The organism is Halobacteriovorax sp. HLS, assembly GCF_004006665.1.
In the GTDB taxonomy this organism is placed as follows: domain Bacteria; phylum Bdellovibrionota; class Bacteriovoracia; order Bacteriovoracales; family Bacteriovoracaceae; genus Halobacteriovorax.
In genome coordinates, this window is the sequence record NZ_QOCL01000003.1 from 618739 (window position 1) to 643664 (window position 24926).

The window sequence follows — 24926 nt, forward strand, 5'->3', positions numbered from 1 at the left end:
AATAAACAGATGTAAGTACCTGTTTTCACACTTAGCTATAAAATTAGCCCTTTAGAATCCTAGGGCATGGTAGAGTTAAGTGTTTGCAAATTTACTAAGAAGGAACATTTGCTTAGATATAAGATCCTATTAATATTAGCTTTCCAAGTTTTCTTTTACGGTTGTAAAAGCCAATTGAAAGTGGACTCAGAGTCAATTCGAAGCAGAAGCCTCTGTCCGAACTCTCCATTAGAAAATGGCACCTGTGTACTAGGTGTAGAACAATCTTGGAACTTTGATAATTCTGCAGACTATACATTCCCTACAAATTACATAGAAGTTAACTCAGGAGCAGCAAGTTTAAAAGTAGTTGATGTCAATCACTCTACTTCAGACTTCTCTAGTGGTACTCACGTTGGCACTTATATAAATTCAAATAATAGACTTAGCATTTCAGATAAATATAGTAGCGCTCTAAATGTTAAGAATATCTTTCCGGACTACGTTTCAAACTTAGTTGGCTATTGGAGACTAGATAACGACCTAACCGACAGCTCACCAAGTAATTTAACAACAGTTTCTTCTACCGGTTCAAGCTTTAGTACTGATTCTAAAATAGGAACTCATTCCCATGCTTATTCAAGTAACCCGACAGGAGTTAGGGCTTCAGGATTTCCTAATCTAACAAATCAATTATCGATCTCCTTTTGGATAAATGTAACCTCTCATAATTCGTCTAGAAGAGTATTTTCTAAAGGACTTGATGACGCTAATGTTGACTTTCAATTCTTATCAAATAGTTCTGGATTATTTACTTTCAACAGTACCTCATGTTCAACACCATACAATCAAGAAGTAGTCCTAGGTGTCTGGACACACTTTGTAATTGTTCTAGATGGTGCAAACCTAAAAGTATTTAAAGATTCCGTTAAAACTCATGAGCAAAGCTGTAGCGCCTCTATTTCTAACAAAGGTGATAATTTTGTTATCGGGTCAAATCAAAGTGGATTTAGCTCTCTAGATGGAAAAACAGATGAGGTAGCTCTTTGGAATAGAGGTCTTAGCGAAGCAGAAGTTAGAAAGCTATATGAAAATCAAGCACAAAACTTTTCTGAACTAATGTCCACATGGACTCCAAAGTTCTCAAATCTAATTGGATATTGGAAGATGAATGGCAACTGGCTAGACTCATCTTTAAATGGAAATCACGCTACACCTTCAGGATCTCCTCTGTTCTCAACTGCACAAAAACTTGGAACTCATTCAAGTATATTTGATGGTATTAACGATACCGCAACTGCTAATGCTTCAAGTACTTACCTTGCAAGCTCTAATCAACCATTGAGCTTAATGGCATGGATAAAACCTACTTCTATCGGAACAGGAAATGTGGTAAATAGAGTTATCAATTTGCATCGTGACACAACAGCTGGAACAACTGTTGCTCTGGCTCTAGGGTCAAATAATAGAATTCAATACTATAATCATGCTGACACAAGTGCGACTTCATTTGATTCATTAGCTATTTTAAATAAGTGGCAACATATTGCACTCGTTTATAATGGCACTTGTTTTCAACCTTATCTAAATGGTGTCAAAGATGGAGTATGCTCAACAAAGTCTTTAAGTGCTGGTGGATCTTACGAATTGACTATAGGTAGTTATAATGGTTCTTCAAACCAATATGCGGGAGAACTTGATGATGTCGCAGTCTTTAATACAAACCTAGACGAGGCGGAAATTAACCTCATTTACAATAGACAAAAACAAAAATCAGCGGCTCACTACGACTCACCTATTATAGACCTAGGGGCAGATACTAATATTCCATTTCTTGAAACAATAACACCTCTTCCATTTATGAAAGAAATTGTTGGTCCAGTATCTGAAAACTCAACCAGCTATTCTTCGTTAGTTGCAGATTTGAGTACTGGCCTAGTTGGTAACTGGCATTTTAATGAAACTTCATTTGGCACAGCTCCTGGCGCAACCGACTTTGCAGATAGCTCAAGTTATGGCAACCATGGCGTGGGTGTTAACACACCTGTTCTTTCAACAAACTCAGTTCTTGGCGGAGCAGTCGAATTGCAAGATACAGATATGGATACTATCAACTTTGGGAGTTCAGCATCACTAGACTTTGCCTCAGACTTTACAATTTCTACTTGGGTATATTTAGAAAGCTATCCGACTGCAGCTCAGGATTACCTAATATCTAAAGGAAACTATAGCTCAGCAGGTTGGGCAGTAGGCATTATTGGAACAACTAGCAGCTGCGCAGGACTAGATGGAGCAATTTACTTTAGTGATGGTGATGGTGGATTTCACGCGTGTACAAATACTGCGATACCATTGAATAAATGGTCACATATACTCGTTAGGTATGAAAGTGGAACGGTTAATATCTATTTAAATGGAGTACTTGTAGGCCAAGAAAGTTCTATAACAGTGCAATTTGATTCTTCTTATGACGTAATTCTAGGGAAAAGGTCTCCTAATGATTATCACTATAACGGACTGGTTGATGAGCTGGCCATTTGGAATAGGGCCCTCTCCAATAGTGAAGTACTGCACCTCTACCAAAGAGTTGCAAATAGGATTAAGTATCAAGTACGATCATGTAATGATGCAAATTGTGATTCCGAAGTTTTTATAGGGCCAGACGGAACATCTAAAACCTATTTTTCAGAATATCATAACAATAGTGTGATAGATGCTAGCGGAAATCCTATTGGTTCTGTTGTTGCGAACTCGGCAAGGTTTACATTCACAGATTTTGTAACAGCACCGGCAAGTAATCGATATTTTCAATATAGGCTATACCTTGAGAGTGACGATGAATCTGGTCTATGCGCTGGAAAGCTCTGTATGCCCGAAATAACTTCATTGAATCTGTCTTCTAGCAATATCTACTATGGAGACTCTCCATCAATTGTTACAAACACTCCTCTAAGCTATAGTAAAATTGAATCAATCTCTATAACAGAGATTGGAACCTGCCAGATCGGTTACCAAATCTCAAACAATGGAACAGATTTTTACTTCTGGAATTCATCGACATGGACACCAGTTTCCTCTAGTGCTGATAGGAGTAACCTAAGTGTACTAGCTGAAAAGATTTCATTATTTCCAACCCAAGTCGGAGCAGGAAATCTCTATATAAAGGCATACCTAACCTCCGACACCACACAGTCGTGTTCTATTGATAAAATATCAGTTAAGACTATTAACTAACATTTTCATGCAATATTTATAGAGTGTAATGTATAGTATTAGTAGATGAACAACTCTAAAAAGAAACAACTATTATTAATTTTAGTAAATACAGTTTTGCTATTTATTTTTACGCTTTGCTTGTTAATTTATATAGGAAAGATGGTAACTAATGGCGACTCGGATAGTTCTATCGCGGACACTAAATGGGGATATCCAAGTGAAGGTATATTCCAAATAAAACTTCCCTCTCTAGATAAGAAAAAGATAATTTACTACCCTCTAGATGCTAATCAATTCAGGCCAATACTTAATCAAACTGAAAAAGACAAATTTGATAAACACTTTATTATCTCTGGTGACTCAAATATTTTTGGCTACCATTTAAGTGATGATCAAACAATTTCAAATAAACTTAGAAATGAAACACCTTTAATCAATTATGAAATAGTAAATATTTCATTTCCCGGTTGGTCATCATCCAATATTCTTGCTCAATTTGAATTCAAAGATATAAAAGCTATTATTCCACATCAAAAAGGCGTACATATTCATGCATTTTCATTATTTCACTTAAGAAGAGTATGCGGTTTTAACTCTAGCTTTACATGGAACAAAGGCTCATCGCCAAATTACATTTTAAGAAACAACAATTTATACTATGGAGGACTCTATAGAGACTCTATCAAATTTCATCTATTTTTAGTGCGCTCCGCTTTAGAGAGCTTGTTCCCTAGAATACAAAGTGCAACAAGTGAGTACAAGTATGATTCGGCTTGTATCTATAAGGCTGCAAGAATTATACTTGAGCTAAAGAAAAAATACTTAAGCCTATATAGTAAAGGAAAATTTGTCGCAGTCCTCATGCCTCTAGTAGAAAGTGGTGACGATCATTACACAAATGAATTGGTTACACTTCTAAGAAAATTCCAAATATCAACATTAATTGATAAGAAAAGAGTTCCTATAGACGGTCTTTTTTCAGACAATCATCTAAATAATGAAGGAACAACATATTTTGTCAAATTCCTACTTGAGAACTTAGAGTTAGAGTCGGCAAAAGAAAACGAAAAGCTCAAACTATCATTGTAATTTCTAAACTAATTCGGGTAGTACTTGCTGAGTTTAGTGCACCGACATGAACTAAGTCTTGATTAAAAATTACTATATTACCAGCAGGAGTATTCAAAAGTTCGGTCTCTACTAAAGACTCATCACATAGTAATCGCGGCTTACTTGTATTTTCTATCTCTACAGATTTATACTGCCACTTTGAGGGGTCCTTATGAGAATTAGGTACTATGGCCAGCCCATTTTTACCAGGCTCACAATAGATAGGAATCCATACTTTTAAAGCATGTGCCCCTTGCGGAAAAACACGTTCGCGTATCTTCATGGTATCATGAAACCACTTATCAGCATGTAGTGTTCCTACATCAGTAGGCTCATTAGGCCTTACTATACGCCAGTACATCTCATCACGATCCCACTCAATATCTTTTTCATAAACGACTCGACCTAGCAAAAAAGGGCCAAAGTCATTTTCTAATTGCTTCCAAAAAGGAAGCTTCTTAATAGTTTCGCATGCTGGCTGTAATAAACAGCGAGTTTTCTTTGGCCATGTAGCTGAGTGGTCAATCTCATAAGATAACTCATGATAGAGAGCAAGACCGTTTCGACTAAAGGAATCTAACTTTTCAGGGTACTCTTCTTCAATTACAGAGAAGAACTGAGCTTCAATAAGTTCTCTAAGTTTTTGAAGCTCATCATCACCAATGGACATTTTTTGAGAATAACCCTGTGACTTAAAAATTCTTTCTTTTTCAATGTCATCAAATACTTTTTGCATATCCACTCAGTCCAAGGTGAAAAAATCCATTTAACAAAGCCCTAAAAGTTATACATAAGCATTGTCTGAATTCTATTAGCATCACCCTTTTTACCATCGTTATTCTTTCTTTCTCCCCACATATACTCTAAACCAGTTTTAGCCCTCTTAGAAAGTTGCTTGACTAAGTTGATGTGAAGAACTGATCCACCTATCATAGAGTTAGCACTTCTATGAGTTGACTTCGTTAACTCAGTCCAGGCGTATGCTAGGTTGGCCGAGAGAGTCTCACTAATTGTATAGCCTTGACCAAGAGAGACACTAACAACCTTGTTTGTCGCTAACGTACCATCACTCTTTAAAACTGCGTTCGCATTACTACCTGCTAGCGCAATTACATTAGCAGCAGTTCCGTCTCCATATGAGATATTCCACGTAGAAAAAGTTCTCTTCTCAAGAAAGTACTGTCTACCTGCAAATACAGCTGACCATTGAAAAATTGAAGCGTCTTTACCAGTCCCCTGTCCATCCCAAGAAATCTCAGAAACAGAAGCTCCAAGCATATTAAATCCTCTCGAGTGACTAAAGTCTATTCTAGCAGATACTGAAGGGTTCTCAGCAATTGCGGCTCCTGCTAAATTATAAGGATTATCGATTCCTGCTTCGGTAATTTGTTCAAAAGCAGCGGCCCATTTAAACTTACTATTAATTTTATCTTGCCAGCGAATTTGCTTTGTTCTTCCACCGTAGAGTGCATCCCCATAAGCAAAATCAATCATAAAAGGAAGGGAGTTAAGCTCACTTAAGTTTGTCCAAGTTTGTCCCACAACTAAATTACCGTATTCAATATATGCATGTCTAAGGCGTGGAGAAGTATTAGTTGCATCAAAAAAGTCCATCTCAAGAAACACTCTTTCTTTTATGTCACTTTTAGTATTTCTAATATCGAAGTTAAAACGGGTTTCTCTGACTGTGAAATGAAAGTATCCTTTATTATCAGAGTTAGGAGTTCCCTTTACTGGGATTTTACTAATTAAGAATTGATCTTTATCAGTCGTTCCATCAAAGTCTTTAATTAGATCAACTTTAAAGTAACCGCCAATTTTCATTCTTAGATCAGTTCCAAACATTGGCCAAGATCCCACAAAGCTATCATCAATTAATTCAGAAGAATCTTCTTTGGCACTAACTGAAAACTGAAACATCATAAGTACAGCAATATATACGACAAGTGATTTCGAATAAAATTTATCCATTATAAATCTCCATATTTAAAAGTATCTAATATGTTATGAGTATAGAACAAATGAGAAGTTATTATCAAATAATTATTTCGATACGCATTCTTTATGAATTGATTATCGCACTGCTTCCGACAGAATTAACATTTTTTTTAGCTTCTTTTTATTTCAATAATATCTTTTAAAAAAATTATTTTAGCCTACAATTCAAAAAAATAATGGTAAAAATATTACAATATTTATAAATGAGGAGATCATATGCAACTGAAATTTACTTTAGTTCTTTTAGTAGTAAGTACTTTATTCACTTCTACTGCTTTTGCAGAAGGTGCTAGCTCAAGTGCGGACATTTCTAAAGAACTTTCAAATCCAAATACACCTTTGGCAACACTTAACTTTAGAACGACACATACTTCTTTTGACGGCAGTCTACCTACTGCTTCAGACCAAAGCTCTACATTAACTCTTTTCCAACCAGTTTTTCCTTTTCCATTAAGTAAAGAAGATAAGACAAATTTCTTTGTTAGACCTGCATTACCAATTGTATGGAATACTCCTACAACTACTGCAAATGGTACCTTCAAAGATGATGGTGGCATAGCTGATATTGGCTTTGATGTTGCGGTCGGAAAAACTTATAATAATGGGATCGTTGCAGTTACTGGTCTCCAAGGACTTATCCCTACAAAGACAGATATTTCAACAGAGCAGTGGAGATTAGGTCCAGAGCTTCTAGTTGCATATCTAACTAAAGATTACTACGTTGCTGTATTCCCAGCTCACCAATGGAACTTATCTGGTCCTGGTGGCTACTCTACAACACAGCTAGAGATATTTGCAGGAGTGTATCTAGACAATGCTTGGACAATCTTCACAAACCCAAAGAACTTCTATGACTGGAAAAATGATCAAGCAACAATTCCATTGAACTTATCAGTTAGAAAAGTAACTCAAATCAAAAAAGTTCCTGTTAAGTTTGAACTAGGTGTTGATCACTTTATTGAAAAAAATGACCGTTTCGGACAAGAGTGGGCCGTAACATTAAATATAGTTCCAGTTGTTGATAACTTTATCTACAGCATGTTCAAATAATCGATAAAAACTTCTCGTTAGCTTGCCCTCATAGCATTCTTGCTGAGGGCGCTTTCTTTCGCTAAAAATTAAAAACACTTATTAAAGAAAATAGCCCAAACATCTAGTGAACAGTCGTAAGGGGTACAAGAAGTATCTAGACTACTAAGTACTGAGTCTAGATACTATAAAAACCTATTGCTGAAAAATAGTTGAAGATACTTCAGATATCGTCACATAATCCATAAAATAGTCTAATTTAGATCTAGAGCTTTCACTGCCATATTGTTGCCTAAAATTTTCACAACTATTCCACGTCTCATATAACCTAAATGTTAAGAACTCTTTTTTCTTATCTGATAATGGATCTGTAACACTTTGAAGGATTAATCTTGTTCTACCTTTTACATTTACACCAACAAGATCTCTTAGTTTTTTAGTAAAGTTATCAAGTTCGCTAGGACCTACTTCAAACCAAAACTCGCTAAGGCAATTCGACTTATGTAATAAAGAGTGCTTAAGGGCCGTATTAACCTTTCCTCTAGCGGTACTTTGTGTCGTTAGACCTTGATATTACTGAACAAGTGACTTCAACTCTTTAATGAGATATGTCCTAAAAGAGTCATTTACCCTATCAGGAAAATCATAAGCTGTTTGGGCCAGATATAAGTCAGTAACAAGAGGTTCTTTTCTTAGTTTCACAATACTTCCTTTTTTAAGTTCAACTCGAAGACTTAGTTCGGGTAGCACGGCCATAGAAGGAATTGATTGTAATGCCGTTAGCATACTCTTATGGGAATTCACTGCTAGAGTTGTATATAATTTTCCATGGCGAATATGAGGCGCTGTTTTCTTTAGGTACATATCTAATAGTACGTCATCATCTCTGTACTTAATCATGGGTAACTCATTAAAAGTCTTTATTGATTGTGGTCGCCATTTAGACGAGCACACAAGAGAAATTCTTTCCTCTAAGATTTTGTAAGTTCGAATACTCTCTAGATCAATAGACTTAGCGATGATACCAAAATCGAGCTCTCCTGCTTTAAGTAAATCAATTATCTCAAATGTCTTAATATATTTGAGCTCAACCCTAACACTAGGGTGTTTTTTCATAAACTTAACTATAAAAGGAAAGATCAATCTCTCTCCAACTTCTTGAAGACAACCTATTCTAATTATTCCAGAGAGTTCATCTGAAGCCTTTCTAAACTCTACAAACTCTCTGTTAATATTACCAAAAACGGGCCCCATTGACTTGTAAAGCTCAGCTCCTCGTTTAGTTAAAAATACCTTCTTGGCTTCTCTTAAAAAGAGTTGTGTTTGAAGCGATTCTTCAAATGATTTAATCTGCTTAGAGATTGCAGGTTGAGCGATACCAAGATCTTTTGCTGCTTTAGAGAAGCTTAGGCTCTTAGCTAGGGCCAAAAAAACTTCTAAGTGATTGAAATTAAGTTCAGTTCTCATCTACACACTATAACAAAAAGTTATGGTGAATATAATATTAATATATTATTTTCATAGTAAATTACTTGCTAGAAATGCCTCAACTAAACATCGGAGGCAGTATGAAAAATGAATTAATAATCTCAACTTTACTATTAACATCACCAATAGCAAAAACTTTTGCTCAAAATGCATCAAGTATAATACATGAAGCAAACCTATCAACAGATCACCTTATTGATATTCAATTTATATCAAAGGCTACATCTTTAAATATTTATGACAGAAAGACTGAAGTAACAGTCAAGGTATCATTCCATGAAGACGAAGACTTCTACTGGAATTCACAAGAGGAACTTCCTCCTACAATCGGAATGAATATAGAAGTAATTGACAACGAGACTGGTAGAAATATTTACTACTATGGTGATTCATTCTTTTTTGCTAAGAGAATTGGGCAGAACTTATATAGAGTATATGACTGCGATAGCACATCAAGCTGCTATGCAGATTATGGATATACGGATTTCTATATCTTCAATACTCCACAAGGGAAGTTAATAAAAGTTAAAAACAGTACTTCGAAAACCAATAATTTCTTAGTTGAATCTTTACTGGAAATTAAAGTTGATTAATTCTAAGTTAAAATTTCTATATCGGGCCCTTAATAACGAGGAGCTCGATACTTTAAGTACAAAATTAATAGAATTGGATTCACTACGATCTAATATAAGTCTCACACCTGAGCTACTAGCAAGGTTAAATCTGCATAGAGTTGTCGCCTCATCTACTTTAAAGAGAAAAGGTGAATTGGAAAAATGGGATGATGCTAATAAATTTGTTTTTTCAAAGATCGGTCATCAATTAGATTTTCATTTAATAACTCAAGTAAATGAGTGCTTAACAGAAAAATCTGGCATTAGAACAACAGAAGTGTTCGGTGCAGGACTAATGTATTTAAAAAAAGAGTTCCTTCAAGATGAAATTAATAACTTTGAAAAGATTCTATCTATGAGAAACAACATTCACCCTATTGAATTTGCACTTAAAGTTTACATTTGGATTGTTTCAACTCATCCATTTACAAATGGAAATGGTAGAACAGCAAGACTTATTGCAGATAAAATTCTTTTAGAAAGTAACTATCTCCCTCTATGCTTTGCTGACTCTCGAAGCGGTCACTGTGCCTACTTCGAAGAATTAGATAATGACGATCTTTGTTTAAAAATAAACTCATTTTTCAAAGGGCTCATAAGAAGCTATTGCTTATAAAGTAAAAAAGTCGATGCCCCTTCATCAACACGCAGGGCCTTTATCATCAGTTCTAACGAAATTAATTATAATTATACAGACAACCAACTGAGCTAGGAATTTGCTTAAGTTCTTCTAACACTAATTGATAATCAAAAGGGTCAATTTTGCCATTCTCTTTAAGTGTTAATGTCATAATTGGCCATCTTGAATCATCCTCGTTAAGCACATCAAAGCCCTCTGAGTAGATTATATTATCAAGTTGTACATGAGCATGATCTGAGATCATAGACCAGTCGATAGTGACTTTATATTGGTGAAGCGACACATATCCTGTTGCATAGTATGCATTTTCACATTGTTCTCTAATTGATTGAGCAAAAATAGTAGTTGAAAGTACAAATAGAGCTGCTAAAGCTAATAATTTCAAAATAATCCCCTATATATAAATTAGTCAATTATCTAACATTAGAGGTATAAAAAATCACTTAACTTTAGATAGGAAGGAAAAAAAGATAGGACTAGTCCTATCTTTTAACTATTTAATTTTACAATCAAGAGAAATAGTTCCACCAAAGTGATCATCCATAGAAGTTAAGATCAAATATGAAGTGAAACTCTCACTAGTAAAACTTGTTATCTTATCACTTGGAACGATTAGCTCTAAGTATCCAAAACCTGGATACTCTTCCCTATCGTATCCATTTACTAGTACCGAAAATTTCAAATGACCGATATATTTGCGAGGTCTATAATTTAACTTATTAACGAGATTTGACAAAGTTTCTCTCCCCTTAGACCAAGAATAATGCTCACCTTCATCGATAGTGTAATCAAAGGTAACATGAGTAAATATAACTTCTTTTTTAGAAACTACAGAAAAATCTCCATCGACTTCGGCCTTCACTAACATACCTTGAGTCTCTTGACCGTTTTGGACGCAGTTTAGAGTAGCTCCGTGTAAATTCATCGTTAATAGTATTGAAAATAGTATAAGTAATGCTTTCATATATAGGTCCTTTTAATTATTCTGAATAAATATTGTGTCTAATTCGATTATCATAATTGCCGGTATTAACATTAAGTTGAACAAACACTGAGTCAACTCCATACCCACTATAGTATTCTGAAGATAGAGAAATAAGATACAATTCACAGGATTTTCTTTTTAAGCATCCAAATAGTTTGTCTTCTTCATCAAACTCTAAATTACTTTCATAATATTTACTTTGAGAAAGATACTCAACTAGTGAAGTTTTAGTCACATGTTCAATAGAAGAAACAACATTCTCATGTCCTTGAACCCATAGGCTTCTTCTTTCAGATTTTGCAAGACTTTCAATAATCTCAATCTGATCACTTTGCGTAAGATCTGAAGCTAAGATATTAGTATTAATTGTTAAAATAAGTAATATTAAAAACTTCACCGGCATCTCTCCTTTTTGATTTTTAAGACTTCTAACATTTTGGATGATAAACAGAAAACATAAAGATTATCTGAACTAAATATAATTATTAGATATCATAATATTTGTCTCAGCTGTGGCAGAGAAAATCCTAAGACCCATTAACCAAGTGTTTTCCTATACAATTCTATATATTTTCTTAACCTTTCTTTACTTAAATATCTAGATTACTTACCGAGAAATATATATAGGAGAATATTTATGCAATTTCTAGAAATACTGGATAGAAAAAATCTTGGAGCGATTGTTTTCTACTTACTATGTATGCTTGGAACATACTTCTTTAATCAAGAATTAAATAAGAGCTTTTACTTAATGAGTATATTAGCAGTCTTGCCATTTATTGGAATAAGTATAAAACAAAAAATCCAACATAGAAAAATGACTAAATTATTTGAAGATCTAGAGAGAACAGGAGAGGTTATTAGCGGTACGAGCGATCAAATTCTCAATACTACTGATGAGCTAGAGCTTGGTTCTGTTGAACAGTCTGAGTCTCTTCATCAAACAGCGAGTGCTTTAGATGAAATATTTGCAACAGCCCAAAAAAATACTGATCATGCAAAGAATGCAACCACTGAAGTAAGCGAATGTGTTGAATCAACTTCAAAAGGCAGAAGTGCAGTTGAACACCTTCTTAAATCATTCTCAACAATCAAAGAGGGAAACGAGGAATTCAGCTCTTTTATCTCTGAAACAAATAACAAGATTTTGCAAATTAGCGAAGTGATAAACGAGATAAATGAGAAAACTAAAATTATTAACGACATTGTGTTTCAGACAAAACTGCTCTCCTTTAATGCCTCCGTTGAAGCGGCCAGAGCAGGCGAACACGGGAAAGGTTTTTCAGTTGTAGCTGAGGAAGTAGGAAATTTAGCAAACCTAAGTGGTAGGGCCGCAAATGAAATATCATCTATGCTTGAAGAATCTATAACAACGGTAAATAATATAGTTGAGGAAAACTCTAGCGAAATTAAATTAATATTAGAAAAAGGTGTAACAAGTATCGATGGGGGCCAAAGAGCTGTAGAAGAATGTAAATCATCTTTTGAAAGTATATCTCGAGGAGTTGAAGGTCTAAGACATTTAGTTCAAGACATATCTAGGGCCTCAACAGAGCAAACTATTGGCGTAGAAGAGATAACAGATGCAGTAAGACAACTTGATCAAATTAATCAAAAAACAACTCTCATCTCTGGGCAAGCAAAGCAAGTAGCTTATAGCGTCTCCAAAGAATCAGAGTCTCTTGAAACTTTAATAGAAAGTTTCAGGTCAATTATTCCAAATATTTCAAAAGTTAAAAGTAACGATATCGATTTATTTATATGGAATGATAAACTTGAATTAAATGTAGCGGAAATGGATAAGGAACATAAAATTTTAGTAGATAAAATTAATGTTCTAGTTACCAATCTGAACTCAGCTCAAGAAGGAGCAATAATCGCAAGTTTTAATGATCTATTAGATTACACTGAGATACATTTTAAAGATGAAGAAGAATATATGAAAAGTATTAGCTACCCAGAGTATGAGGCCCATAAAAAAATTCACAAAAATCTAATTCAATTGCTAAATAAACATGGTGCAGACCTTCGAATTGGAACAATAAATAAAGATAAGGTCGTGGCATTCTTAAAAAATTGGCTTGTTACCCATATAATGGGAGTCGACATGAAATACGCAGACCATCATGCAACAAGTGTGAGATCATAAAAGACTAAACCAGCTAACTAAGATAAAACGCACTTATCCCGACCAATTAAATCAACTTTAAAGGCATTTAATATTATATGGACTTATAGTATAATAAAACAGTGAAAACTATTGGTAAAATGTTCTATTCAGCAATCACTATTTTTGAACATAACAATGATCAATTATACAAAGAAGTGATCAAGAATTGAAAAAGTTAGCCATCTCCATCACAATCATTTTGGCCTTAGGCATTGTTGCATACTATAGTATTTTCAGATCCTACAAAATAAAAGTCAATCAAGCCGTTTTCCATGAAAAAGAAAATATTTTATTAAAAATAGAGTTGTTTGATGTTCATTACCCTCTCCACTATACAGGACCGGAGATAAAGGTGAAATGCAATTCAAGCTTAGAAAATAAGAAACATGAAAATTGGAGAGATATTTACATTGCTGACGAATTATCAAAACAAGTCTCTAGACTTAGCTTTAAAGAATTAGTAAAAAAAGCCGAAAATGCATACACAGTAACAGATAACGATTCAATTATTTTAAGAACCATTCAAAAAGGCCTGGCAATCTCCTGGGACAAGTGTAATTCTTTCAAGATCTGGAATCCTGTCGACATACCCAATAACTTAATCAATACAAATTTATATTTAAAATGTTTAGAAGAAAGTAAAGCAAAGGAAGTAAAAGGGTTGCTTCCAAGAAATTGGGCGAGAACGAATTGTTTATCTCAACAGTACAATGGTGAAAATAGCCCTATCTATTCGATGATTACTTCTAAATCAAAAGGACATGTATCCTTTATCATTACTTCAAAAGCATTTATAAAACAAAAAGAATATAAAGTTGAAACTCAAGATTATGGGAAAAATTGGAAAATAGAATAAACACTATTCATTTTTGAGCATAGTCATATCTCCCCCCCTTATCCAGAGCTCTTATATATGCCGCTCTTTTTTGTATTTTATGAACAAATTTCAAAATAGAAGGGTAATCATTTTTATTTTCAATCCTTCCCATACCTGCTTCTAGCGGAAAACTCATTTGGATATCTGCTGCACTAATCTCATTTCCTAAAAACCAGTCATTTTTCTTTAAATGGGCCTCTATAAAATCTAAATTACCTTTAATATTTGGACCAACAAAAGAAGTCATGACTTTATTAGCAATCATTCTAGCAACAGGCTTTACAAAAAAAGGCATAGGGCTGTTTTTTATTTTATCAAATACTAACTTCATTACAAAAGGAGGCATCAAAGAACCTTCAGCAAAATGTAGCCAATAACTTAACTTTTGTTTTAGCTTTTTATCGGAAGACTCCTTGAAACCATCTTTACCATATTCCCTGATTAAGAACTCGATAATTGCCCCTGACTCAGCAATAACTATATCATCAACAGTAATTACTGGAGACTTCCCAAGAGGATGTACTTGCTTTAATTCTTCAGGTGCTAAATAGGTAATTGGATCTCTTTCGTACTTTTTAATTTCATAAGCTAATCCCAACTCCTCCAGCAACCATAGGATACGCTGAGATCTTGAATTATTTAAGTGGTGCACAGTTATCACAATTTTATCCTTTTAATAAATTGGAATTCTATTAGTCTGAGAAAAATATTATAAAAAAGCTAGAAGTAGATAAATCTGTTTCTATTGATTCTCACAATATAGTTTAAGACCTTCATTTTCCGCTGAAAGTATATTTTCGATTTTTCTTTTTAAAATAGGCCAAAGAAGAAAGGTCAAAAAGCCTTTTAATTCTAAAGATAGTATATTTATTGTGTGACTCTCGTCAATCTTTCGAATTTCATGACTTGCTATCATCCTTACTCCCAACTGAGCAGAATCCCAGGTAAAGCTATCTCTATTACTGAACGCCGTAACTTTCCATTTAGAAGCAGGAGTACCTGGCTGCTTTATAGTAGCAATACTACCAAGAGAAAATGTATCACCATCTAAAGATGAATACTCAACAGTTGGTGTCCATTGAGACCAATTATTTATATCAATAATTGTGTCCCAAACAAGATCAAAAGAAGCGTTTATTGTAATTTCATGTTCAAATTTCATATATTCAAACATAGCATATAGTAAAATTATTGTCATGATAGAAATTGATATATACTTATTTGAAAGAATAAATTTCTAAATAAGACACAATAAGCCTCTATCATTTGATACGCAAAGTTCAATTTAGCTAAAGCAAGAAGTCAAATAAACGCGCAAATGGAATAGCAGTATAGAATTTGACTCTTTGCTTAAATGTAGATCCGACAAGTAAATTATCCAAAAATAATTCTTCATTCTGTACGATAGGCAATGAGTTTTTCACTCGTGCTGACATATCACTCATTGTATGTTCAACCAACTCTACATTTCCTTTACAGACAATTATAAGTTCAGAGTTTAGATTAGCTGATCTAGGGTCTATATTATAGGTACCTATAACAAAAGTATCACTATCAATGATTGCTCTTTTAGAATGAGTTCCCCATCTAGTAGAGTTTTCGACCGGTAGTTCATATTTAATTGCAGGTCTTTTTCCATTATAAGAAAATAGGTTAATTTTCGTATTCTCTAAATCATCTAGTACATTATATAAAGCTGAAATTGTATAATAAGCATCTGTTGAGTACAGACCGTTTGTTAAAACAGTTAGATTAATATTTCTAGAGTCCATTTTTTGAAGAAGATCAAGACCATCCTTTCGTAATACAAAATATGGACTCTCAGCAAAAACTCTTGCCTCAGTTTTTTGTAACAACACTTCTAAAGTTTTATAAACTCTTCTATTTTCCAAACTAACGCCAGGAAGGTCTGTTACAAAAGTAATATCATTACATGCAAAAGATTCTTCATTTTTTAATATATCTTTCTTTAAAATATTAACATTTTCATCTAAAGCTTTATCAGTTTCAGATATATTGATAAAAGCTTTTGCCTTTTGTAGTTCTTCATTTGTGACCTTCGAAGTAAGGCCGCTATCTTCAGCAAGCTTAGAATTCCAATAAACATCGAAACTCTCTCTAATACTTTTAGAAATCTCACCCTCTAAATAAATATCCGAATCTAGAAAATTATAATTTTGAGATAAATTGAAATAGTCATTCGAGATATTTCGTCCACCAGTAATGACTTTAATATCATCCACAATTAACAGTTTCCTATGACTTCTATGCTGAACAGAGAATATTTTATAAAGCTCACTAGTATTGTAATACTTTACTTCAACTCCCCTCTCTTTTAAAAAGCTTGCATAAATAGGTTTTAGCTTAAAAACTGGTAAGGAAAAATCTATTAACATCCTTACCCTTACTCCTTCTTGTGCTTTTTTAATCAACGCCTTGGTTATTAATTGACTTGCAAAATCTAAGTCATAGATGAAAAATTCTAATTCAATTGAATTCTTAGCGCTTTCAATAATCTCTAACCGCTTAGCTAAAGACAATGGTCCTTCATTCAGCGGGATAATTCGGTGAGACATAGTAGAGTGACTTGAAATTGATTTATGAATAGCTTCATTATTTTCAATTTGTAACTCTTCCCATTTGTAGAATCCAACAAAACTTAAGTATATACCTCCCAAACAACTAAGAAAGAATATTGCAAAAAATTTAAATATTTTTTTAATCATAATCTTTGCTTGCTACACTCTGATCTAACATATTACATGAGATTGTATAAAGATCGGAAGCCTTTAGCCCGTTTGGGTCTAAGACCTCACCAATATCTAAACAAACTCTAGATTTAATAGTTTTTAAAATTATTAATGGCCTACTTGCGGCCTTACCATACTTTCGAGAAAAGAAACTTCCCCATAATCCTTTTAAGACCATTGGTACTACTGGTACTGGATTTCTATCAAGAATATTTTCAATCCCTTTTTTATATTCATTTAAACTGCCATCTTTTGTAATTTTTCCTTCTGGGAATATACATACAAGCTCACCATCCTCAAGGGCCTTACTAATCTGATCATATGCTTTATTAAGAGTATCATTACATTCTCTATATCCAGCAATGGGTATTACTTTAGCACCTATGAATAGAAGTCTCACAAGAGGAATCTTCATAAAACTATAGTGCATTACAAAACGAACAGGTCTTTTAATTGTTGCCGCAATTACTAACCAATCAACAAAACTCACATGATTACACACCAAGATTGCTGCTCCTTCTTCAGGAATATTAACTAACCGTTTTGCCTGAACTCTATAAATGATTCTAGTCAAAACCATAGCGCAAAAACGCAATAAGAATTCGGGTAAGATTCTATAGATATAAAGAGAAACAATTGCATTTATTCCTCCGAAAATAAGAAATAAGGTAGGAATAGCATAATCAAGTGAATAAAAGTAAGTTAAAACAAGACTCCCTATGACCATAAATAATGCATTCATAATGTTATTACACGCGATAATTCGCGATCTAACACTATCATCTGATCTTTGTTGAATGAGTGTATAGAGTGGAACTATAAACAAACCACTAAAGATAGAGAACATCAATATATCAAACATTATTCGATAAGAAATTGCATATGAAATAAACTTCGAAACAGTAATAACCTCATTCAAACCAGAAGAGTCAAGCATACCAACAAAAAACAAATCTATTATAAAAATACTCATACCGATTGAACCAACAGGCACTAGACCAAGCTCCAATCTTTCTTTACTTAGTTTTTCACACAACATGCTGCCAATTGCAACACCAATACTAAATAGAGCGAGTAACAGCGTAACAACTTCTTGAGTACCACTTAAAACATCTTTAACATAGACAGGAAAAATAGATAACAAAACGGCTCCGAGAAACCAGAACCAAGATATACCTAATATTGACAACCAAACAGATTTTTCTTTCTTCCCAATTTTTAAAATATTAAAAGTAGGTCTAAAAAATCCTATCTCTAACTTTAACTCTGGATTAACTGGAGATAGATTTTGAACTTTCTTAGAAAAAAAAGTCCCCACTAGAGCAAGTATGATAACCGTAATTGAAACGTACATTTTCCCAGTATCTGGAATCGATATTATCAGTCCACCTACAATAGTACCTATCAAAATAGATAGAAATGTTCCCATTTCAATTAAGGCGTTTCCTTGTATAAGTTCATCGTCATTAATCAGCTCAGGAAGAATACTAAATTTAACAGGTCCAAAAAATGTCGACTGAAGACCCATTAGAAAAAGTGACATCATAAGTAAGTAAATATTTTCAGATAAAAAGCCAATGCTGCCAAAAATCATAACAACAACTTCCAAACATTTAATCCAAAACATTAACTTGTTCTTTGAAAACTTATCAGCAATTTGTCCAGCGAAAGCTGAAAATACAAAAAATGGAACTATGAATATACCTCCACAAAGTGCAACCATCTGCTCAGAGGAAAAACTACTTATAGAAAAAGATTTATATGTTATAAGAATTATGAGTGCATTCTTAAAAACATTATCATTAAAAGCACCCCAAAACTGAGTCCAAAAAGCAGGCAAAAACCTTTTATCTTTCATTAAATGTTTTACGTAATTCATAAATAGTCCTTTTTATTCATATCGGATTATCAGGAAGTTGGATCAATATTTATTTATAAATAATTAAACCATTGATATTTATTCCTATTCACTTAAAAAAGTTACATTGTTACCGATAAGAATATTAAGCTGTAATTACTTATACTTACAAGACTACACAAAGGTTACAAAGTTATGCCAAGAACTGATGCATTCTATGACAAACATTCTCTATTCATTAATTCGGCGCTAATTGCTTGCCACGCGAACACGCAAAATTCTATCTTTCGACAAAAGGATTTAAAATTCTTTATTGAGCTACTATCAAACTGGATGGAAACAACTTTAAAAGGTCATTGTCTAGAAGTTCAAAATACGCAAATTCAAAGAATATTAGAGTCCTTGAAAGAAGAGGGTTTACTTAAGAAAAACCTTATAAAGAACAGACCAACATATCAATTTACAAGTATTGGCCTACTCGAAATAATAACAAGAATTGTAAGTGACGACTCTACTCATGATCTTCAAAATTTTTATTTTCTATATCATTTTGTGTCTTTATATAGAGATAAAATGAATGCCTTAATAGTTGGACAAAAAACAACCATTCCTACAAGTTATTCAATAGAAATAAAGCATCTATTAAACCCTCATAATTTGATAGAGAGACAAACAAGAAAAATAGAACTTGAAGTTGAGAAGCTTATAAAGAGAATTTCAGAAGCAGAAGAAATGTCAAACTTATCAAAAAGTTTAATAGACAAGAATATTCCAATTAAAGAAATTATTAAAAAGATAGAAACTCGCTATCCGTACCAACTTAACAATCAAAGAAATATGACTGAACTTTTCAAAACATTGTCTCCAGATGTTCAATTGATTGAATTAGTAGATGCACCAATTTATAGAGCGAAAACATTGTGGACTCCACTACTAAATCATTACAATAACTACTTAAATTCTCTAAGGGACTTGTTAAAGTTACATAGTTACAAATTATAAGAAGCACAACCCACTAAAATAACTGAACTACATAACTAGGCATAACATTGTAACATCTTAAGCAGTAAGATTGAATAGTTTCCCTTTAAAATAATATAAAACAAAGTATTAACGACAACAAAGAGAGCAATTCAATGAAATACATACAAGAAGAAACAAAAATAGAAGTAGAAACAACAGAAACATCTCTAAAAACCAGCACCAGCTATTTTGAAAAGGCCGGAATACTGAACAGAAAAGAATTTTTTATTTTCTTATTAAAGGCTTACTTATCAACAGTACTACTTATAGCCATCTTACACCTAACAACAAGTCATGATAAGGGTTTAGCTTTCTTATCAACCCTCCCTCTAATGTTGTATTTCTTTGCATTCGTTGTAATTATCTACATGAATGCGATAAAAAGAATTAGAGACATTAGAAAATCTTGCAAAAATGAATATGTCATAATTTGTGTACTTGTAATAACTTTCTTAATACCTGGTTCCCTCATCGCTATTCAAATACTTGGATGCATTATTCCATCTGACTTCTTCAAAAAGTCAAATGTGATTAACAAAGATAATTAAAAAACTTAATAAAGTATCTCTTTTCTAAAATGATTTCATACAGAGCATTTGTTATGCAAAGAAGCTTTTCTATAATTTTTAAAACTATGGCCCTTACATTTCAAGTAAGTAAAACTACCTACTAATTAAGACCTCTTATAATATCAATCAACCTATTCACTTCGGCCAACTCTCTTTCATAAGAAAATCTTGTCTCAGAAAGATCTACAAACTCACGATGAGAGTCTTCTTTTAGTTTTTCAAATTTTGGCAACTCATCACTGTGATAATTATAAATACGATCAAGTTCAGCCTCATCTTTTACAATCATATCAACTAAAGGACTAAGTGTTCTTGTAAGAAATAAATGATTATCCTGATAGCGCTTAAGCTTTACAAAACTAAGACCAAGATCTTTTAATTGTTGCTTTGCTCGCGATCTTTCAACTTTAAGTATAGATAACTCTCCAACAATAGATTCTTCTCTTTCTAAGAGTGGTCCTAAAGGAGCTACTAGCTGTGAATATCCAGGATAGGTTTTTGAGAGCTTCTTATCTAGCGATGAAAGATCACTCTTCAAATTCATTTTAACTTTTTCCCATGTAATTAGTCGTCTATAGAAATTGTTAACTTTTCTCTTATCTGATTCTACTTTAGCGATTATTGTATCCATTTCCTTAACTATAGAAGAACGATCCATCCTTGTTTGATTATAGTCATTTGTTGCGACAATATGGAGTCCTTCCTTTGCTTCACTAGAAATATTTGAAAATTCTTGCTCATTTAAACACAAGTCAATTAATGCATTTGCAAACTGCCTTGAATGAGACGACAGATGTTGACTAGAGCGGAACTCAGTCAGATCTTTTTTAAAGCTTTCTAAAAGAATTCCATAATTTAGAAAAAACTCTTTATCCTTTCCTCGAAAAAATAAAATATTTTCAAGCGTAACAACACGTTGTCGTAAAACATCACTTAGAGCATCCAGGTTCGCTAGAGAATAAGTCCATCTTAAAAGTTCCTCCTCATGTCTAGGAATCTTACTTATTAGATCTAACTGAGAAGCATTATACAGGCGAATATTCTTAATCAGAAGCTCTCTTTCGATACGGTGCTGAGAATGACTACTAAGAAAATTCGAGATTTCTATATGATGGACATCTTTTTGTTTTTCGATTAAAACTAGCTCAGCGTAATTGGCATCAACTTTTTTTACAATTGATTCAAGAAAGCTAGAGACGATTTGTTTTTCTTTTACATTATCAGCTAAATCTTCAGTGGTACTAGTATACCCGGCTTGATTATCTGCAAGCTTCGACTGAGCAAAGTCCAAAAACTCTTTATTCATTTGATTCAGTTTCTCATCAAAGAAACGTAGCTGATGATCAGAATGAGAAAAAATGCTTTTGCGGAAACTATATTCAAATTGTGCAGAAAGCTCAGATTCTCGTATGACCTCTATTTTCGCTTCAAGCAGTTGCTTTCTCTTTAATAACTCATTAAGTTCAGACGAATAAGTCGTAAACGAAAGTGAAAAAAGCAAAGTGAACATAATTTTACCAAACATAAGAATCTCCAAAATTGATTTCCAGTTTTATATCACTAAATTTTAGTTATGTATTGCTCTATCTGTATTAATTATACAAGCGTGGCACTACGGGCCGACACATAAGAAATATATGGCGATAGGTTTAGGACTAATTCGATCACTCACACATATTGTAAGATAATTTCTTCTACTTCTATCTTTTAGCAGGCGTAATGAACACCTAGAGCTAAACTACCCCATAGTGATAAGTAACTGAAAAAACGAGAAATATGAGCATTAATCTAGAAAGAAGACTTTATTTTATTGCACAAATGACCAACGGTCAGTAACATACCAACAACTGACCGACGGTCACTTAATCTAATCAATGGAGATTTTATGCAAAAAAAAAGCAAAGTTGTAGTTACAGGCGCAAATGGGCATGTTGGAAATAATCTTGTAAGAGAACTTGTAAAGCAAGGCTATGATGTTAGGGCCACTGTTAGAAATATTAATGACCCAAAGAAAACAAAAGTTCTAAAGGAACTAGGAGTAGAAATTGTTCAAGCAGACCTTTTAGACAAAGAGTCACTAGTAAAAGCATTCACAGGTTGTGAAGGTCTATTTCAAATTGCAGCGGGTTTTAAGATGCACACAAAAGATCTAGACCTAGATGTAAGAAAGCCAGCTATAGATGGAACAATAAATGCATTAGAGGCCGCAAAAGAAGCAATGATAAAGAAAATTGTCTATACCTCATCAGTTGCAGCGATTGGATCTTCAAAAGTTAATGAACAAAAAGATGAATCTCACTGGAATGACAATGCAAGTGAGTTCTATGCCCAATGTAAAAATGAAGCTGAAAAGCTACTTTGGAAGAAAGCTAAAGAGTTAAACTTAGATGTCGTAACGATACTACCAGGTATGATTATTGGCCCTAACTTCTATCAACATACTCCTTCAACGTACTTCTTTAAAAAGCTACTAAATGGAAAAATACCGATGATGCTCCCAGTTTCGTTTTCGTATGTAGATGTAAGAGATGTTGTTAGTGCTCACATAAAGGCCTATGAGACCAAACACTCTGCAGGTAGATACATAGCTTGCGGTGATTTAATCTCAATGAAAGACGTTATGGGAATATTTAGAGATCACGACCCAAGCCTAAAACTACCAACGAAACAAGCTCCGAAGTTTCTCATCCCTCTCCTTCCATGCTTAGATGCTATTGAAAATAAATTAACGGGAAATATGAGAACAATGACTAAAGGAGTTATTGACGATTACCTTAATGGCACGGTACAAAATTTTAATAAGAAAAAAATAAAAAGTGATCTTGGCTGGCAGGCAAGACCGATTAATGAAACACTTATTGATACACTAAACTGGATAAAACTAAATAATATCCCCTAAGGAGTCTTTATCTCAAGAGCATATTCACAAGAAGAAAAAGATATAAAGAGAGATACGATAATAGCTGCAGCGGAGGAGTTACTTGAAAAAGGTAACTTCCCGCTTCCATCAGTTAATCAAATAATTAAAAAGGCCTCTGTTGCGAAGGGGACTGTTTATCTTTATTTTGAAAGTAAAGAAGAGATTTACTTAAGCCTACTTGAGCAATACTTTGTTCAATTTGAAGTAAATATGTTGGCACTATTAGATTCGAGTGAAAAAGATAATATTATTGAAAAAATTCTGAAGGCCTATATGGATCTAGCAACAAATACTCCGAAAGCAGTCTACCTATCAAGTATCGCTCCATTAATTTTAGAAAATGGTCTTTCTGATGAATATATCCTTAAGTTCAAAAGTAAAGTGAAAGATATTACGATGAAAATTGTAACAAAAATTGCAGAGATCTTAGAAACTAAGGATATCAAGAAAGTTAGTTCTACATTTCTAGTCTCCTATAATTTTTTTCTAGGCTCTTGGCAGCACTGCAATCCACCGGAAAATGTTAAAAGAGTACTATCGCAGAATGATCTTAGCGATTTAATTTATGACTTTGAAAAAGAACTTAGTACTGCCTTTAGAATCCTTTGGAAAAACATGTAGACTCAGTATCTAAAAACAGCTTGCAATAGACTTCCTGAACACCAGAGAAATATTTTTCATACTAATACATACAACTACATTTTTAAGAATTATTTCAAACTCATGAAAAATAGTACACAATTGGACTAGCTCTATACTCTCCCATCTTTTATATCTTCTTCTAAACCAAAAATCCTGATATCATAAACGCCTACAGGCAATATAGTTAAAATACATTTTAGAGAGATTTGAAGTGAATAATAAGATACCTAAAAAGATACATTCATTTGTAGTTGATGATGATTCTCTATTGTTTTATGCAGATATAGCTATTTATCAAAGATATGCACTCTACGTAATCATCTTTATAGAAATTTTTATCATGATACAAATGAAATTGTCAGGATTCCTCAACAGCTTTAGCGAATTAATCTATAGCTTACTTGGTTCACTAGCATTTATTTTGATAATTTTATTTTTTGCGCATATTTTAAACAACACTAAAAGCTATAGGTATTTAGTTATAAATCGAGATTCTATCTATTTTCAAAAATACTCTAAATTCTTCGGAGTGGGAAAACGAATTAAATTAGACAAAAAGAATATAACTGAGGTTTCAATAGTATTTAATGATACAGAAATAAGTACTCAAACGATAAGAAATTCATACCTAAGTATTGTAGATAAAAAATATAACAGATATGAAATAGATTTAACGTTTTCTTCGTCTACTAGCATTGTTGCTCACCTCCCTATGGACCTAGTAAGAGCTCCAGTAGTTTTACTTCGTAAAAAAATTAGCCCAAAGAATATAAAAGATGACTTCTCTTTTGCTGAAATGCTGCTCCTTCATTTACGTAACCTTGGTTACTCTGGTCAGATTTTTAATAATTCATCTACAAACAACTCAGATAGTGTAGAAAATTTCACCTTTGAAGAATAAATATCAATACTAAAGATCAGGCCTTCGACCTTACTTGAAGGATAGGACAAATATATATTTCTAATCCAAAAAAGCTTAAAATGCTTTATAGTAGAGATCCTCTGATGAAATTAAATAAGTAATAGTAAGATATCTCAATAAACCTGTGTTAGCTATG

General features: G+C 33.3%; 23 protein-coding genes and 1 pseudogene. 13 read left to right on the forward strand and 11 right to left on the reverse strand.

Annotated elements, in window-relative coordinates; genetic code table 11:
- The first annotated feature begins 180 nt into the window (after positions 1–180).
- Positions 181–3213, forward strand: a complete 3033-nt coding sequence (locus tag DPQ89_RS07515; protein WP_241558809.1) for a LamG domain-containing protein — start codon at positions 181–183, stop codon at positions 3211–3213.
- A 141-nt stretch (positions 3214–3354) separates the two neighbouring features.
- Entirely contained in the window at positions 3355–4284 is a 930-nt protein-coding gene (locus DPQ89_RS07520; protein ID WP_127716312.1) for a hypothetical protein, read from the forward strand.
- Here the strand turns inward: DPQ89_RS07520 and DPQ89_RS07525 are convergent.
- Positions 4268–5041, reverse strand: coding sequence for a phytanoyl-CoA dioxygenase family protein (locus tag DPQ89_RS07525; RefSeq protein WP_127716313.1), 774 nt, complete (start codon positions 5039–5041; stop codon positions 4268–4270). The two genes, DPQ89_RS07520 and DPQ89_RS07525, sit on opposite strands and share 17 nt — an antisense overlap.
- Before the next feature lie 41 nt (positions 5042–5082).
- Complete coding sequence (locus DPQ89_RS07530; protein ID WP_127716314.1) at positions 5083–6276, reverse strand: DcaP family trimeric outer membrane transporter; 1194 nt, start codon at positions 6274–6276, stop codon at positions 5083–5085.
- A 243-nt stretch (positions 6277–6519) separates the two neighbouring features.
- On the opposite strand from DPQ89_RS07530, the gene DPQ89_RS07535 reads away from it, so the two are divergent.
- Positions 6520–7353 carry a hypothetical protein gene (locus DPQ89_RS07535; RefSeq protein WP_127716315.1) on the forward strand — a complete coding sequence of 278 codons (834 nt, stop codon included), beginning with the start codon at positions 6520–6522 and terminating at the stop codon, positions 7351–7353.
- Between the two features lie 552 nt (positions 7354–7905).
- Here DPQ89_RS07535 and DPQ89_RS07540 read toward each other — a convergent pair.
- Complete coding sequence (locus tag DPQ89_RS07540) at positions 7906–8799, reverse strand: LysR family transcriptional regulator (RefSeq protein WP_127716316.1); 894 nt, start codon at positions 8797–8799, stop codon at positions 7906–7908.
- Positions 8800–8900: 101 nt separating this feature from the next.
- Here DPQ89_RS07540 and DPQ89_RS07545 point away from each other — a divergent pair, with 101 nt between their 5' ends.
- Together DPQ89_RS07545 and DPQ89_RS07550 are read left to right on the forward strand one after the other, a co-directional pair.
- Positions 8901–9413 (forward strand): hypothetical protein, encoded by a 513-nt coding sequence (locus tag DPQ89_RS07545; RefSeq protein WP_127716317.1) that lies wholly within the window; start codon positions 8901–8903, stop codon positions 9411–9413.
- Entirely contained in the window at positions 9406–10050 is a 645-nt protein-coding gene (locus DPQ89_RS07550; RefSeq protein ID WP_164848300.1) for a Fic family protein, read from the forward strand. Before DPQ89_RS07545 ends, DPQ89_RS07550 begins: the two co-directional genes overlap by 8 nt.
- Positions 10051–10111: 61 nt before the next feature.
- Here the strand turns inward: DPQ89_RS07550 and DPQ89_RS07555 are convergent, their stop codons facing one another.
- The 3 genes from DPQ89_RS07555 to DPQ89_RS07565 form a co-directional block, all read right to left on the reverse strand.
- Entirely contained in the window at positions 10112–10459 is a 348-nt protein-coding gene (locus tag DPQ89_RS07555; RefSeq protein WP_127716319.1) for a hypothetical protein, read from the reverse strand.
- A 108-nt stretch (positions 10460–10567) separates the two neighbouring features.
- Complete coding sequence (locus DPQ89_RS07560) at positions 10568–11038, reverse strand: hypothetical protein (RefSeq protein ID WP_127716320.1); 471 nt, start codon at positions 11036–11038, stop codon at positions 10568–10570.
- Positions 11039–11054: 16 nt separating this feature from the next.
- The gene (locus DPQ89_RS07565; protein WP_127716321.1) at positions 11055–11456 is read right to left on the reverse strand and encodes a hypothetical protein; all 402 of its coding nucleotides are present in this window, start codon (positions 11454–11456) and stop codon (positions 11055–11057) included.
- A gap of 240 nt (positions 11457–11696) precedes the next feature.
- Between DPQ89_RS07565 and DPQ89_RS07570 the strand changes: the two genes are divergently transcribed.
- Entirely contained in the window at positions 11697–13208 is a 1512-nt protein-coding gene (locus tag DPQ89_RS07570; RefSeq protein WP_127716322.1) for a bacteriohemerythrin, read from the forward strand.
- 373 nt (positions 13209–13581) lie between these two features.
- Positions 13582–14085: a hypothetical protein gene (locus tag DPQ89_RS07575; protein WP_127716323.1), complete on the forward strand. Its 504-nt coding sequence runs from the start codon at positions 13582–13584 to the stop codon at positions 14083–14085.
- Positions 14086–14092: 7 nt separating this feature from the next.
- On the opposite strand, the gene DPQ89_RS07580 is transcribed toward DPQ89_RS07575, so the two are convergent.
- The 4 genes from DPQ89_RS07580 to DPQ89_RS07595 form a co-directional block, all read right to left on the reverse strand.
- On the reverse strand, positions 14093–14767 hold the full coding sequence (locus tag DPQ89_RS07580) for a glutathione S-transferase (RefSeq protein ID WP_127716324.1): 675 nt from the start codon (positions 14765–14767) through the stop codon (positions 14093–14095).
- Between the two features lie 81 nt (positions 14768–14848).
- Positions 14849–15268 carry an SRPBCC family protein gene (locus DPQ89_RS07585; protein ID WP_164848301.1) on the reverse strand — a complete coding sequence of 140 codons (420 nt, stop codon included), beginning with the start codon at positions 15266–15268 and terminating at the stop codon, positions 14849–14851.
- 127 nt (positions 15269–15395) lie between these two features.
- Complete coding sequence (locus DPQ89_RS07590) at positions 15396–16832, reverse strand: phosphatidylserine/phosphatidylglycerophosphate/cardiolipin synthase family protein (RefSeq protein ID WP_127716326.1); 1437 nt, start codon at positions 16830–16832, stop codon at positions 15396–15398.
- Positions 16825–18735 (reverse strand): MFS transporter, encoded by a 1911-nt coding sequence (locus tag DPQ89_RS07595; protein WP_127716327.1) that lies wholly within the window; start codon positions 18733–18735, stop codon positions 16825–16827. Before DPQ89_RS07595 ends, DPQ89_RS07590 begins: the two co-directional genes overlap by 8 nt.
- Positions 18736–18909: 174 nt before the next feature.
- Between DPQ89_RS07595 and DPQ89_RS07600 the strand changes: the two genes are divergently transcribed.
- On the forward strand, positions 18910–19716 hold the full coding sequence (locus tag DPQ89_RS07600) for a hypothetical protein (protein WP_127716328.1): 807 nt from the start codon (positions 18910–18912) through the stop codon (positions 19714–19716).
- Positions 19717–19850: 134 nt separating this feature from the next.
- Positions 19851–20285, forward strand: a complete 435-nt coding sequence (locus DPQ89_RS07605; RefSeq protein ID WP_127716329.1) for a DUF805 domain-containing protein — start codon at positions 19851–19853, stop codon at positions 20283–20285.
- A gap of 121 nt (positions 20286–20406) precedes the next feature.
- Here DPQ89_RS07605 and DPQ89_RS07610 read toward each other — a convergent pair whose 3' ends face one another.
- The gene (locus DPQ89_RS07610; RefSeq protein ID WP_127716330.1) at positions 20407–21831 is read right to left on the reverse strand and encodes a hypothetical protein; all 1425 of its coding nucleotides are present in this window, start codon (positions 21829–21831) and stop codon (positions 20407–20409) included.
- 360 nt (positions 21832–22191) lie between these two features.
- On the opposite strand from DPQ89_RS07610, the gene DPQ89_RS07615 reads away from it, so the two are divergent.
- From DPQ89_RS07615 to DPQ89_RS07625, 4 genes and pseudogenes are all read left to right on the forward strand, one after another.
- Positions 22192–23205: an NAD-dependent epimerase/dehydratase family protein gene (locus DPQ89_RS07615; RefSeq protein WP_127716331.1), complete on the forward strand. Its 1014-nt coding sequence runs from the start codon at positions 22192–22194 to the stop codon at positions 23203–23205.
- 60 nt (positions 23206–23265) lie between these two features.
- Positions 23266–23388: pseudogene (locus DPQ89_RS18820) on the forward strand (TetR/AcrR family transcriptional regulator); the annotation flags it as partial.
- A gap of 48 nt (positions 23389–23436) precedes the next feature.
- Entirely contained in the window at positions 23437–23847 is a 411-nt protein-coding gene (locus DPQ89_RS18490) for a hypothetical protein (RefSeq protein ID WP_164848302.1), read from the forward strand.
- A gap of 232 nt (positions 23848–24079) precedes the next feature.
- Entirely contained in the window at positions 24080–24769 is a 690-nt protein-coding gene (locus tag DPQ89_RS07625) for a hypothetical protein (RefSeq protein WP_127716332.1), read from the forward strand.
- The last annotated feature ends 157 nt before the right edge of the window (positions 24770–24926 follow it).

Excerpts from the sequence above, each read along its gene's own strand:
- DPQ89_RS07520 (WP_127716312.1), top strand. The coding sequence starts at position 3,355 with ATGGTAACTAATGGCGACTCGGATAGTTCTATCGCGGACACTAAATGG.
- DPQ89_RS07525 (WP_127716313.1), bottom strand. The coding sequence starts at position 5,041 with ATGCAAAAAGTATTTGATGACATTGAAAAAGAAAGAATTTTTAAGTCA.
- DPQ89_RS07530 (WP_127716314.1), bottom strand. The coding sequence starts at position 6,276 with ATGGATAAATTTTATTCGAAATCACTTGTCGTATATATTGCTGTACTT.
- DPQ89_RS07535 (WP_127716315.1), top strand. The coding sequence starts at position 6,520 with ATGCAACTGAAATTTACTTTAGTTCTTTTAGTAGTAAGTACTTTATTC.
- DPQ89_RS07540 (WP_127716316.1), bottom strand. The coding sequence starts at position 8,799 with ATGAGAACTGAACTTAATTTCAATCACTTAGAAGTTTTTTTGGCCCTA.
- DPQ89_RS07545 (WP_127716317.1), top strand. The coding sequence starts at position 8,901 with ATGAAAAATGAATTAATAATCTCAACTTTACTATTAACATCACCAATA.
- DPQ89_RS07560 (WP_127716320.1), bottom strand. The coding sequence starts at position 11,038 with ATGAAAGCATTACTTATACTATTTTCAATACTATTAACGATGAATTTA.
- DPQ89_RS07570 (WP_127716322.1), top strand. The coding sequence starts at position 11,697 with ATGCAATTTCTAGAAATACTGGATAGAAAAAATCTTGGAGCGATTGTT.
- DPQ89_RS07585 (WP_164848301.1), bottom strand. The coding sequence starts at position 15,268 with ATGAAATTTGAACATGAAATTACAATAAACGCTTCTTTTGATCTTGTT.
- DPQ89_RS07590 (WP_127716326.1), bottom strand. The coding sequence starts at position 16,832 with ATGATTAAAAAAATATTTAAATTTTTTGCAATATTCTTTCTTAGTTGT.
- DPQ89_RS07595 (WP_127716327.1), bottom strand. The coding sequence starts at position 18,735 with ATGAATTACGTAAAACATTTAATGAAAGATAAAAGGTTTTTGCCTGCT.
- DPQ89_RS07600 (WP_127716328.1), top strand. The coding sequence starts at position 18,910 with ATGCCAAGAACTGATGCATTCTATGACAAACATTCTCTATTCATTAAT.
- DPQ89_RS07605 (WP_127716329.1), top strand. The coding sequence starts at position 19,851 with ATGAAATACATACAAGAAGAAACAAAAATAGAAGTAGAAACAACAGAA.
- DPQ89_RS07610 (WP_127716330.1), bottom strand. The coding sequence starts at position 21,831 with ATGTTTGGTAAAATTATGTTCACTTTGCTTTTTTCACTTTCGTTTACG.
- DPQ89_RS07615 (WP_127716331.1), top strand. The coding sequence starts at position 22,192 with ATGCAAAAAAAAAGCAAAGTTGTAGTTACAGGCGCAAATGGGCATGTT.
- DPQ89_RS18490 (WP_164848302.1), top strand. The coding sequence starts at position 23,437 with ATGTTGGCACTATTAGATTCGAGTGAAAAAGATAATATTATTGAAAAA.